At 62.2% G+C, this 11942-nt stretch carries 10 protein-coding genes; 9 read left to right on the top strand and 1 reads right to left on the bottom strand.

Features of this window, described 5'->3' with window-relative positions; all coding sequences use genetic code 11:
• Positions 1–49: 49 nt before the first annotated feature.
• Entirely contained in the window at positions 50–1156 is a 1107-nt protein-coding gene (locus tag QK296_RS19140; RefSeq protein WP_003189065.1) for an NADH:flavin oxidoreductase/NADH oxidase, read from the top strand.
• Positions 1157–1459: 303 nt separating this feature from the next.
• Positions 1460–1645 (top strand): hypothetical protein, encoded by a 186-nt coding sequence (locus QK296_RS19135; RefSeq protein WP_003189066.1) that lies wholly within the window; start codon positions 1460–1462, stop codon positions 1643–1645.
• 54 nt (positions 1646–1699) lie between these two features.
• On the opposite strand, the gene QK296_RS19130 is transcribed toward QK296_RS19135, so the two are convergent.
• The gene (locus tag QK296_RS19130; RefSeq protein WP_003189068.1) at positions 1700–3325 is read right to left on the bottom strand and encodes a glucan biosynthesis protein D; all 1626 of its coding nucleotides are present in this window, start codon (positions 3323–3325) and stop codon (positions 1700–1702) included.
• A gap of 304 nt (positions 3326–3629) precedes the next feature.
• Here QK296_RS19130 and QK296_RS19125 point away from each other — a divergent pair, with 304 nt between their 5' ends.
• The 7 genes from QK296_RS19125 (at position 3630) to QK296_RS19095 (ending at position 11922) form a co-directional block, all read left to right on the top strand.
• Complete coding sequence (locus tag QK296_RS19125; RefSeq protein WP_014717192.1) at positions 3630–4337, top strand: tellurite resistance TerB family protein; 708 nt, start codon at positions 3630–3632, stop codon at positions 4335–4337.
• A gap of 210 nt (positions 4338–4547) precedes the next feature.
• The gene (locus tag QK296_RS19120) at positions 4548–6170 is read left to right on the top strand and encodes a methyl-accepting chemotaxis protein (protein ID WP_003189070.1); all 1623 of its coding nucleotides are present in this window, start codon (positions 4548–4550) and stop codon (positions 6168–6170) included.
• On the top strand, positions 6170–6682 hold the full coding sequence (locus QK296_RS19115; protein WP_003189072.1) for a chemotaxis protein CheW: 513 nt from the start codon (positions 6170–6172) through the stop codon (positions 6680–6682). The genes QK296_RS19120 and QK296_RS19115 overlap by 1 nt, the downstream gene beginning before the upstream one ends.
• Positions 6679–7941: a CheR family methyltransferase gene (locus QK296_RS19110; RefSeq protein ID WP_282391186.1), complete on the top strand. Its 1263-nt coding sequence runs from the start codon at positions 6679–6681 to the stop codon at positions 7939–7941. The genes QK296_RS19115 and QK296_RS19110 overlap by 4 nt, the downstream gene beginning before the upstream one ends.
• The gene (locus QK296_RS19105; RefSeq protein ID WP_003189074.1) at positions 7938–8639 is read left to right on the top strand and encodes a chemotaxis protein CheW; all 702 of its coding nucleotides are present in this window, start codon (positions 7938–7940) and stop codon (positions 8637–8639) included. The genes QK296_RS19110 and QK296_RS19105 overlap by 4 nt, the downstream gene beginning before the upstream one ends.
• Positions 8636–10915, top strand: a complete 2280-nt coding sequence (locus tag QK296_RS19100; RefSeq protein WP_094774785.1) for a hybrid sensor histidine kinase/response regulator — start codon at positions 8636–8638, stop codon at positions 10913–10915. Before QK296_RS19105 ends, QK296_RS19100 begins: the two co-directional genes overlap by 4 nt.
• Positions 10912–11922, top strand: coding sequence for a chemotaxis response regulator protein-glutamate methylesterase (locus tag QK296_RS19095; protein ID WP_003189079.1), 1011 nt, complete (start codon positions 10912–10914; stop codon positions 11920–11922). Before QK296_RS19100 ends, QK296_RS19095 begins: the two co-directional genes overlap by 4 nt.
• The last annotated feature ends 20 nt before the right edge of the window (positions 11923–11942 follow it).

Raw genomic sequence — 11942 nt, 5'->3', positions numbered from 1 at the left:
GCGAGCTCGCTCCTACAAAAATGCCTATGAAGCCCAGAAGAGGTGCGCCATGAGTCAGCTGCTCGAACCTTACACCCTGCGCCAATTGACCCTGCTCAACCGCATCGCGGTTTCACCCATGTGCCAATACTCCAGCGACGATGGCCTGGCCAATGACTGGCACCTGGTGCATCTCGGCAGCCGGGCCGTGGGTGGCGCCGGGCTGATTTTTACCGAGGCCACGGCGGTGACCGCCGATGGCCGTATCACCGCCCAGGACCTGGGCCTGTGGAACGACGCCCAGATCGAACCGTTGCGGCGCATCACCCGTTTTATCGCGGCCCAGGGCGCGGTGGCTGGGATCCAGCTGGCCCATGCCGGGCGCAAGGCCAGCACCCATCGGCCATGGATCGGCAAACATGGTAGCGTCAAGCCGGAGGAGGGCGGCTGGGTGCCGGTGGGGCCCTCGCCGATTGCCTTCGACCCCAATCACACGCAGCCCAAGCCACTGGACGAAGGGCAGATCCAGCAAGTGATCGCCGACTTTGTCGCCGCCGCCAAGCGCGCCTTGACCGCAGGCTTTGAAGTGGTGGAAATCCACGCCGCCCACGGGTACCTGCTGCACCAGTTCCTCTCGCCGATCAGCAACCAGCGTCAGGACCACTACGGCGGCTCTTTTGAAAACCGCATCCGCCTGGTGCTGGAAGTGACCAAGGCCGTGCGCGCCGTGTGGCCTGATGAGTTGCCGCTGTTTGTGCGCGTGTCGGCCACTGACTGGGTGGAAGACGGCTGGAACCCGGATGAAACCGTGGAGTTGGCGCGCCGCCTGAAAGATCTGGGGGTGGATCTGATCGACGTGTCGTCCGGTGGCACCGCCGCGAATGCCGAGATTCCTACCGGCCCCGGATACCAAACGCGCTTCGCCGAGCGCGTGCGCAAGGAATCGGGCATGGCCACCGGCACCGTCGGCATGATTACCGAACCCGCTCAAGCCGAGCACATCCTGCGTACCTGCCAGGCCGACATTATTTTCCTGGCCCGCGAACTGCTGCGTGACCCCTACTGGCCACTGCACGCCGACGATGACCTGGGTGGGCGCAAGGCAATCTGGCCGGCGCAATACCAACGGGCGACCCACCGGGATCAGCCGATCCATGAGTCAGACCTGCGGGATTGACCCTGTTCACCTCTGTGCCAAACCCACCCTGACACGGTGGGTTTTTTCTTGCGCGCGTTGTAGGCGTTGCGCAGCCGATATCGACCACCCTGTGAGCAATCGCTGTAGGCTTTTATTACCGACGTTATTTTTTAAGTTAATACTCTAAAAAAATCCCACGAATGATGAGATAGTTTCTACGCTAAGGGTAAGCCCGACTTCTGGCCCAGGGAGACAGGCGGTGGGTCCGCGAAGCCGTTGCGCTTCTCGGGAGTTGGGAAATGGGCACCAGGAGTATTTGACTGATATCAGGAGTAGCGGTCCATGGCCAAGTCCTATGGCGTAGCGGGTGCGGTGGCGTCTTTTCTGAGCCGCCGGATGTCTTTACGGGGTCGAAGGTTGAGTTCAGATGAAATGGAGTTGCTGGCGCAATATCGGGCGCTGACCGAGAGCGATCAGGTGGCGATGCGCTATTTGATTGGCGCGATGAAAAGCGTGTCGCGGTTCTGAGCCAAATCCGATCATTCCCACGTTATTGCGTGGGAATGATCGTGCAGTGTGGCATCAGGTGTACTTGCGCTGTTCTGGCGCAGGCGGGAAGTACTGATACAGCCAGGTTTCACTCAGGGTGCGGTCCTGGGTGCGAATAAACAGGCGTAGCTCGACCGGCTCCACGCTGTCGCTGGTGGGGTACCAGTCGAACAGGATGCGGTACCCTTTGATGTTGTCTAGCACCAGCACGCTGAAGTCCTTCACCTCACCGTGGGAACAGGTCACCACAGGCTCGATGCCAGTGCCCGCCGGCAGGCGATCCAGGCCGCCGCCCTTGAAGTCCACGGCAAAACGCCTGGCCCATACTTTCGGATAATGCTCGCCGGGTGCCCAGCCTTCGGTAAAACCGCCCATGCCCGAACGGGTCGCGTCGACCTGTGCCAGCGGCGTGCTCACTGGCGGCAGTGCGCTCCAGTACAGCTTGTAGCCGTAGTTGAGCGAATCACCGGCGGCCACCGGTTTTTTCGGAGTCCAGAAGGCCACGATGTTGTCCAGGGTTTCACCAGTGGTGGGGATTTCCAGCAGGTCGATCGAGCCTTCGCCCCAGGCCGTGGTCGGTTCAACCCACAGGCTTGGGCGTTTGCTGTACCAGTCGACGGTGTCTTGGTAGCTGGCGAACTCATGGTCGGTCTGCACCAGGCCGAAGCCTTTGGGGTCGGTGTCGGCGAACGCGTTGAATTGCAGCTTGGCCGGGTTGTTCAGGGGCCGGCAGACCCATTCGCCGTTGCCGCGCCACATGGCCAGGCGGTCTGAGTCGTGGATTTGCGGGTGAATGGTGTCGCACATGCGGCGCTCATGGGTGCCGCAGCTGAACATACTGGTCATGGGCGCGATGCCCAGTTGTTCGATGGCGGTGCGCGCATTGATGTGCGCGTCAATCGCCATCACCACTTGGTTGGCCTGGCAGTCGATGTCGAAGCGATAGGCGCCAGTGGCGCTTGGCGAGTCGAGCAGGGCGTAGACCACAAAGCGCGTGGCGTTCTTGTCCGGGGTTTCGAACCAGAACTGCGTGAAATCAGGGAATTCCTCGCGTTTTTTCGCGTAGGTATCAATCGCCAGGCCACGCGCCGAGAGGCCGTACTGGCCGGTGGAATCCACTGCGCGAAAGTAGCTGGCGCCCAGAAACGAGAGCACGTCATGGCGGTCCAGTTCCGGCGCCTTGAACAGCTTGAAGCCGGAGAAACCCAGGTCTCCGGTCAGTTGCTGGGTGTCCACCGTGGTTTTTTCATAGTTGAACAGCGAAGGGCGAAAGTGCACTTCGCGGGCTTCACGGGTCTTGGGGTCGACGCTGTGCATGCGCACCGGCGTCTTGAAGCCCATGCCGACGTGGAAGAACTGCACGTCCAGTTGGCCGTTCAACTCCTTCCACAGCGAATGGTTACGGTCATAGCCGATGGCGTTGAAATTCTGCGGGGTCATGGTGGCCAGGGTCGGCGGCAGCACCTGCTTAGTGTCCTGGTAGTCACGGGTGGCCAATTGCTTGGCCTGGGCCTTGAGCGATTCGAAATCGAACGCCACGGCCTTGCCATCGGCAGCCCGATTACCGGCCCAGGCCTGCGCGGCCAGCAGGCCACTGGCCGACAAACCGGTGTAAGCCGCAATGGCCATGGATGCTTTGAGCAAATTCCTGCGGTGCATAGAGACAACCTGTCGTGAGCAAATCCCGCGCCGTTCCTGGCACGTAGCGGATCAGAAATAACGGTTCGGACATGCCTTCGGCCAAACGCAACGGACAATAAACAGACGCCGGATAGCTTAAGCGGTTCGATGAACAAGGCAAATTGATTGATGGCGGGATGATGGCGTTGTATATGCAACAAGACATTTCCAGCATCGCAGCAGAACGTTACATCTGGAAGCACTCTAGATCGCGGCTTTTTGGCACTTAGTTTTACGCTGGAGGCCTATTGGTCCTACGAACCCAAGTGTCTGGAGGCTACGAATGAATACCCGTGGATTGCTCGATCAACTGCTTAAGTCTGGCCAGGATATGTTGCAAAACAAGGCTGGTGGGCAGCCTAAGTCGAATGACAAGGGCGCCCTCGGCGGCTTGCTCAGCGGTGGCGGGCTCGGCAGCATGCTCGGCGGTGCAGGCGGCGGGGCCCTGGCGGCGGGAGCCATGGGCTTGCTGCTGGGCAACAAGAAGGCGCGTAAATTCGGTGGCAAAGCGCTCACCTACGGCGGCCTGGCCGCACTGGGTGTGATTGCCTACAAGGCTTACGGCAACTGGCAGTCCCAGCAGGCCAGCGCGCCCCAAGGCGAGCCGCAAACCATCGACCGTCTGCCAGCGGCCCAGGTCGAACAACACAGCCAAGGCATTCTCAAGGCACTGGTAGCCGCGGCCAAGGCTGACGGGCATGTGGATGAGCGCGAGCGCGCCTTGATCGAAGGCGAATTTACCAAGCTGGACAATGATCAGGAGTTGCAACACTGGCTACACGCCGAACTCAACAAACCCCTGGACCCCACCGACGTCGCCCGCGCCGCCAGCACCCCGGAAATGGCCGCCGAAATGTACATCGCCAGCGTGATGCTGGTGGACGAAGAAAACTTCATGGAAAAAGCCTACCTGGACGAACTGGCCCGCCAACTGAAACTTGAGCCAGGCTTGAAGCTGGAGTTGGAAAAACAAGTGCGGCTTAACGCATAAACAAGGCCTCACGCCCATCAAAAATGTGGGAGCGGGCTTGCTCGCGAATGCGGTAGACCAGCCACTCTATTTCTGGCTGACTCACCGCATCCGCGAGCAAGCCCGTTCCCACTTTTGCATTCTGTGCACTGCACATCAAAAGCCTTGATAAAAGCGCGCAGCCGCTCAGCTATACTCCCCTCCATTTGAATGGCCCTGCGAGGAATTACTGTGAAGAACTGGACCCTGCGCCAAAGGATTTTGGCGAGCTTTGCGGTAATTATCGCGATCATGCTGCTGATGGTCGTGGTCTCGTATTCGCGCTTGCTGAAAATCGAAATCAGCGAAAACTCAGTGCGGGACGATGCGGTGCCCGGGGTGTTTTTCAGCTCGATGATTCGCAGCGCCTGGGTCGACAGCTACCTGCAAACCCAGGAGTTGGTTGGGATCCACGAGAACCAGGGCATTTCCGAAACCGACAAACAGGACTACAAGTCTTTTGAGGCTCGGCTTGAGCAACATATGGCCAGCTACGCCGGGACGATCAATATCACTCAGGATCGCACCGAATTCGATGCCTTCGAAAAACTGCACCAGAACTACAACCAGATTCTCGCCCAGGTCTTGGCAGCCCATCAGAGCAATAACGCCGCCGAAGCACTGAGGTTGTTTAACGAGCAACTGACCCCCGCCTGGACCGCAGGCCGCATGAAGCTCAATGACATTATCAATGAGAACAAGCAAGTCGCCGACAACGCCACCGCCGCCATCGATGATGCGGTAGCGGCCGCGAAGATCAGCATGGGCGTTTCGCTATTGCTGGCGATTCTCGCCGCCGCGCTGTGTGGCCTGTTGCTGATGCGCGCGATCATGGCGCCGATGCAGCGCATCGTTCAAATCCTCGAAGTCATGCGCACCGGTGACCTGAGCAAGCGCCTGAATCTGGAGCGCAAGGACGAATTCAACGCGGTTGAAACCGGCTTCAACGACATGATGACCGAGCTGACTGCCCTGGTGTCCCAGGCGCAGCGTTCATCGGTGCAGGTCACCACCTCGGTCACCGAGATTGCCGCGACCTCCAAGCAGCAACAGGCGACCGCGACAGAAACCGCAGCCACCACCACCGAAATCGGCGCCACTTCCCGCGAGATTGCCGCCACGTCCAAGGACTTGGTCCGCACCATGACCGAAGTGTCCACCGCCGCCGACCAGGCCTCGGTGGCTGCCGGTTCCGGCCAGCAGGGCCTGGCCCGCATGGAAGAAACCATGCACTCGGTGATGGGCGCCGCCGACCTGGTCAACGCCAAGCTGGCGATCCTCAATGAGAAGGCCGGCAATATCAACCAAGTGGTGGTGACCATCGTCAAGGTGGCCGACCAGACCAACCTGTTGTCCCTGAATGCGGCCATCGAGGCTGAGAAAGCCGGTGAGTACGGGCGCGGCTTTGCCGTGGTTGCCACCGAAGTGCGCCGCCTGGCCGACCAGACCGCTGTGGCGACCTACGACATTGAACAGATGGTGCGTGAGATCCAGTCGGCGGTGTCGGCGGGGGTGATGGGCATGGACAAGTTTTCCGAGGAGGTGCGTCGCGGCATGTCCGAGGTGCAACAAGTGGGCGAGCAACTGTCGCAGATCATCCATCAGGTACAGGCCCTGGCGCCGCGGGTGTTGATGGTCAACGAAGGCATGCAGGCCCAGGCCACCGGCGCCGAGCAGATCAACCATGCGCTGGTGCAATTGGGCGATGCCAGCAGCCAGACCGTCGAATCCCTGCGCCAGGCCAGCTTTGCCATTGATGAACTGAGCCAGGTTGCGGTCGGTCTGCGCAGCGGCGTCTCGCGTTTCAAAGTCTGATGAGCGAGCTCGCGGCTAAACGCGGTGCCGTCCCGGCAGCGAAAAAGGCGTTGTTCCTGGTGTTTCGCATCGGCAACGAACGCTTTGCCCTCAAGGCCACCGAAGTGGCCGAGGTGCTGCCGCGCCTGGCCCTTAAACCCATCGCCCAAGCGCCGTTATGGGTGGCGGGTATCTTCGCCCATCGTGGGGTGCTGGTGCCGGTCATCGACTTGAGCGCGCTGACGTTCGGCACTTCGGCCCAGGCGCGCACCAGTACGCGCCTGGTGCTGGTCAATTACCAACCGCAGCCCTGGAGTGAGGCGCGTTGGCTGGGGCTGATCCTGGAACAGGCCACCGACACCCTGCGTTGCGACCCCGCCGAGTTCCAGCCCTATGGCCTTGACAACCAGCAGGCGCCGTACCTGGGGCCGGTGCGCGAGGATGCCCAAGGCTTGATGCAGTGGATTGGCGTCGCGGATCTGTTGACCGCGCCAGTGCGCGCCTTGTTGTTCTGCGCCGAGTTGAGCCTATGAGCAATGACCCGCGGTTTTTCGCGTTCTTGAAAGAACGCATCGGCCTGGACGTCGCTTCGGTGGGCGAGGCGATCATCGAGCGCGCGGTGCGCCAGCGCTGCCAGTCGTCCCAGTCGCCGTCGGCGGAGGCTTACTGGCAACACCTGCAAACCTCCCATGACGAGCAGCAGGCGCTGATCGAAGCGGTGATCGTCCCCGAGACCTGGTTTTTCCGCTATCCCGAATCCTTTGCAACCCTGGCTCGCCTGGCCCAGGCACGCCTGGCCGAGATCAATCAGATGCGCGCCCTGCGCATTCTCAGCCTGCCGTGTTCGACCGGCGAAGAGCCCTATTCGATTGCCATGGCCTTGCTCGATGCGGGGCTGGCGCCCCACCAGTTCAAAGTACAGGGCATGGACGTCAGCCCGCTGTCGGTGGAGCGCGCGCGGCGGGGCGTGTATGGCAAGAACTCGTTTCGCGGCGCTGACCTTGAGTTTCGCGACCGCCACTTCACTGAAGACGCAGGCAGTTACCGCATTGCCGACCGAGTGCGTGAGCAAGTGCGCCTGCAAGTCGGCAACTTGCTGGACCCGGCACTGCTGGCGAACGAGCCAACCTACGATTTTGTGTTCTGCCGCAACCTGCTGATCTACTTCGACCAGCCGACCCAGAAACAGGTCTTTGATGTGCTCAAGGCGTTGACACACGTGGACGGCGTGCTGTTTATCGGCCCGGCCGAGGGCAGCCTGCTGGGGCGCCACGGTATGCGCTCCATCGGCGTACCGCAGTCCTTCGCTTTCAGTCGGCATGTAGAACCGACCCCGCCGCCAGCACCTCTGGTCAAACCGACGCCCGCGCCGCTGCCGCAGCGCAGGGCGGCGCCGATACCGCTCAAGCCGCGGCCGTTCAGCACGGTCAGCCCCCGCGTGCCACCGGTCAAAGGGGTGCCTACCGATGCCGGGGATTTGCTCAGCCAGATCGCAACCCTGGCCAACGAGGGCAAAAGTGCCGAGGCCCGTGCGGCCTGCGAGCGCTATTTGAGCAGCCACCCACCGGCCGCCCAGGTGTTTTATTGGCTGGGGCTGCTCAGCGATGTGGCTGGCAGCGCCCTGGAGGCCCAGGGGTATTACCGAAAAGCCCTGTATCTGGAACCGCAGCATCCCCAGGCCCTGATGCACCTGGCCGCGTTGCTCGAGTCCCAGGGCAACAGTGCCGGCGCGCGTCGTCTTCAGGCCCGCGCCGCCCGTAGCGAGCGAGCTGACAGTGAGTCCAAACGATGAGTAGCCCTGACGCGCTCGACACCGCAGGCCTGGACCTGACGCTGACCGATACCCAAGCCATTGACGACTGTTGGAACCGCATCGGTATTCATGGCGACAAGTCCTGCCCGTTGTTGGCTGAGCACATCCACTGCCGCAATTGCTCGGTGTATTCCGCCGCCGCCACGCGCCTGCTCGACCGCTACGCACTGCAACAGGACGACCATCACGCGCAGGCAACTGCCGAAGCGGATAACGAGGTGGTCACCCGTTCGCTGTTGATGTTTCGCCTCGGCGAAGAATGGCTCGGCATCGCGACCCGCTGCCTGGTGGAAGTGGCGCCGTTGCAGCCGATCCACTCGCTGCCGCACCAGCGCTCCCGGGCGCTGCTGGGCGTGGCCAACGTACGCGGGGCGCTGGTGGCATGCCTGTCGCTGGTGGAACTGTTGGGCCTGGACAGCACCAGTACCGGCGCCAGCGGCGGGCGGATCATGCCGCGCATGCTGATCATCGCCGCCCAGGACGGGCCGGTCGTCGTACCTGTGGATGAAGTAGACGGCATTCACGCCATCGATGAGCGCACCTTGAAGGCCGCGTCGGTGTCCGGCACCCAGGCCAGCGCACGCTACACCCAAGGCGTGTTGCAGTGGAAAGGCCGCAGCCTGCGCTGGCTGGACGAAGCGCAATTGTTGTCCGCCGTGACCCGGAGCCTCGCATGACCCCCGACCAGATGCGCGATGCCTCGCTGTTGGAACTGTTCAGCCTGGAGGCCGATGCGCAGACCCAGGTGTTGAGCGCGGGCCTGCTGGCGCTGGAACGCAACCCGACCCAGGCCGACCAGCTCGAAGCCTGCATGCGCGCCGCACATTCACTTAAAGGGGCGGCGCGGATTGTCGGCGTGGATGCCGGGGTCAGCGTGGCCCACGTCATGGAAGACTGCCTGGTCAGCGCCCAGGAAGGCCGCCTGTACCTGCAACCTGAACATATCGACGCGTTGCTGCAAGGTACTGACCTGCTGATGCGTATCGCCACCCCGGGCAATGATGTGGGGCCGGCGGATATCGAGGCCTATGTTGCGCTGATGGAGCGCTTGCTCGATCCCTCCCTGCCGATTGCCACGCCCATGCCAAAACCCGAGCCCATCCCGGCGCCGCGGGTTGACGCCTTGCTGCTGGAGCCCGAGCTGGAGCCCGCGCCACCGCTCGGCAGTGAAGCGCCGCGCCAGAACAAGCGCATGACCGAAGGCGGCGAGCGTGTGCTGCGGGTCACGGCCGAGCGCTTGAACAGCCTGTTGGACTTGTCCAGCAAATCCCTGGTGGAAACCCAGCGGCTCAAGCCGTACCTGGCCAGCCTGCAGCGGCTCAAGCGCATTCAGAGCAACAGCTTGCGTGCCCTCGACGCCCTGGATGGCCAGCTCAAATCCCTGGATCTGAACCTGGAAGCCCAGGAAGCCCTGGCCGATACCCGTCGCCTGCTGAGTGAAGCCCAGGCCTTGCTGGCGGAAAAAAACGCCGAGCTGGATGAGTTCGGCTGGCAGGCCGGCCAGCGTGCCCAGGTGCTCTACGACACCGCATTGGCCTGCCGCATGCGACCGTTTGCCGACGTGCTGGCCGGGCAGGTGCGCATGGTGCGTGACCTCGGTCGTAGCCTGGGCAAGCAGGTGCGCCTGGAGATCGAGGGCGAAAAGACCCAGGTCGACCGTGACGTGCTGGAAAAACTCGAAGCGCCGCTCACCCATTTATTGCGCAATGCGGTCGACCACGGTATCGAAACCCCTGAGCAGCGCGTGTTGGCGGGCAAACCGGCGGAAGGCTTGATTCGCCTGCGCGCGTCCCATCAGGCCGGGCTGCTGGTGCTGGAGCTGAGCGATGACGGTAACGGTGTCGACCTCGAGCGCCTGCGCGGCACCATCGTCGACCGGCACCTGTCGCCGGTGGAAACGGCCTTGCGCCTGAGCGAAGAAGAGCTGCTCACGTTCCTGTTCCTGCCGGGGTTCAGTCTGCGCGACAAGGTCACCGAGGTGTCCGGTCGTGGCGTTGGCCTGGACGCGGTGCAACATATGGTTCGCCAGCTGCGCGGCGCGGTGGTGCTGGAACAGACAGCAGGGCAGGGTAGCCGCTTCCATCTGGAGGTGCCGTTGACCTTGTCGGTGGTGCGCAGCCTGGTGGTGGAAGTCGGCGAAGAAGCCTATGCCTTCCCCCTGGCGCATATCGAACGCATGTGCGACCTGGCCCCCGACGACATCGTGCAGTTGGAAGGCCGCCAGCACTTCTGGCATGAGGGCCGGCATGTTGGCCTGGTTGCCGCCAGCCAGTTGCTGCAGCGCCCGCCGGGGCAGACCCCGTCAGATACCTTGAAAGTGGTGGTGATCCGCGAGCGCGATGCCGTGTACGGGATTGCCGTGGAGCGCTTTATCGGCGAGCGCACCCTGGTGGTGTTGCCGCTGGATGATCGCCTGGGCAAGGTCCAGGACATTTCTGCCGGGGCCTTGCTCGATGACGGCGCGGTGGTGTTGATCGTCGACGTCGAAGACATGCTGCGTTCGGTGGATAAATTGCTCAACACCGGCCGTCTGGAGCGCATCGCCCGGCGTAGCCAGCAGGCCACCGAAGCGCCGCGAAAGCGTGTGCTGGTGGTGGACGACTCACTGACGGTACGTGAGCTGCAACGCAAATTGTTACTCAACCGTGGTTATGAAGTTGCCGTTGCGGTCGATGGCATGGATGGCTGGAACGCATTGCGCTCCGAGGACTTCGACCTGCTTATCACGGATATTGATATGCCTCGCATGGACGGTATTGAATTGGTCACACTTTTGCGCCGTGACAGTCGCCTGCAATCGTTGCCGGTGATGGTGGTTTCCTACAAGGATCGTGAAGAAGACCGCCGCCGTGGCCTCGACGCCGGGGCCGACTATTATTTAGCCAAAGCCAGTTTCCATGACGACGCCTTGCTCGACGCCGTGGTTGAACTGATTGGAGGCGCCCGGGCATGAGGATTGCGATCGTCAATGACATGCCTCTGGCGGTGGAAGCCTTGCGTCGTGCCTTGAGTTACGAGCCCGCCCATGAAGTGGTGTGGGTGGCCAGCAATGGCCTGGAAGCGGTGCAGCGTTGCGCCGAGCTGACCCCGGACCTGATCCTGATGGACCTGATCATGCCGGTGATGGACGGCGTGGAGGCGACCCGGCAAATCATGGCCGACACGCCATGCCCGATCGTGATCGTCACCGTCGACCGCCAGGCTAACGTCAGCCGTGTATTCGAAGCCATGGGCCACGGCGCCCTGGATGTGGTGGACACCCCGGCACTGGGCGTGGGCAACCCCAAGGATGCGGCGGCGCCCCTGTTGCGCAAGATCCTCAATATTGGCTGGCTGATCGGCCAGCGCGGCACGCGGGTGCGTGCCGAAACCCCGCCGCAGCGGGTCACCGGCAAGCGTCAACGGCTGGTGGCGATTGGTTCTTCGGCCGGTGGGCCGGCGGCCCTGGAAGTTCTGCTCAAGGGGTTGCCCCGGGATTTCCCTGCCGCCATCGTGCTAGTGCAGCATGTGGACCAGGTGTTTGCCGCTGGCATGGCCGAGTGGCTGAGCAGCGCTTCCGGCCTGCCGGTGCGCCTGGCCTGTGAAGGCGAGCCGCCTCAACCCGGCGTGGTATTGCTGGCCGGCACCAACCACCATATTCGCTTGTTGAAAAATGGCACGCTAGCCTATACCGCAGAACCGGTGAACGAGATTTACCGGCCGTCGATCGACGTGTTTTTCGAAAGCGTCGCCAGCCACTGGAACGGTGACGCCGTCGGCGTCTTGCTCACGGGCATGGGGCGCGACGGCGCCCAGGGCCTCAAGCTGATGCGGGAACAAGGATATTTGACCATCGCCCAGGACCAACAGAGTTCGGCGGTGTATGGCATGCCCAAAGCGGCGGCGGCGATTGATGCTGCTGTTGAAATTCGCCCACTGGATAGAATTGCGCCCCGATTGCTGGAGGTCTTTGCAAAATGAACAAAAATCTCCCGCCGTGC

It is taken from the genome of Pseudomonas sp. AL10 (assembly GCF_029960685.1).
Lineage (GTDB): Bacteria > Pseudomonadota > Gammaproteobacteria > Pseudomonadales > Pseudomonadaceae > Aquipseudomonas > Aquipseudomonas lactis.
The sequence above is the reverse complement of the archived record's forward strand: the minus strand, read 5'-3'. Positions and strand labels throughout refer to the sequence as shown.

Coding starts and splice junctions, on each gene's coding strand:
- QK296_RS19100 (WP_094774785.1), top strand. CDS start 8,636: ATGACCCCCGACCAGATGCGCGATGCCTCGCTGTTGGAACTGTTCAGC.
- QK296_RS19135 (WP_003189066.1), top strand. CDS start 1,460: ATGGCCAAGTCCTATGGCGTAGCGGGTGCGGTGGCGTCTTTTCTGAGC.
- QK296_RS19125 (WP_014717192.1), top strand. CDS start 3,630: ATGAATACCCGTGGATTGCTCGATCAACTGCTTAAGTCTGGCCAGGAT.
- QK296_RS19105 (WP_003189074.1), top strand. CDS start 7,938: ATGAGTAGCCCTGACGCGCTCGACACCGCAGGCCTGGACCTGACGCTG.
- QK296_RS19110 (WP_282391186.1), top strand. CDS start 6,679: ATGAGCAATGACCCGCGGTTTTTCGCGTTCTTGAAAGAACGCATCGGC.
- QK296_RS19095 (WP_003189079.1), top strand. CDS start 10,912: ATGAGGATTGCGATCGTCAATGACATGCCTCTGGCGGTGGAAGCCTTG.
- QK296_RS19140 (WP_003189065.1), top strand. CDS start 50: ATGAGTCAGCTGCTCGAACCTTACACCCTGCGCCAATTGACCCTGCTC.
- QK296_RS19115 (WP_003189072.1), top strand. CDS start 6,170: ATGAGCGAGCTCGCGGCTAAACGCGGTGCCGTCCCGGCAGCGAAAAAG.
- QK296_RS19130 (WP_003189068.1), bottom strand. CDS start 3,325: ATGCACCGCAGGAATTTGCTCAAAGCATCCATGGCCATTGCGGCTTAC.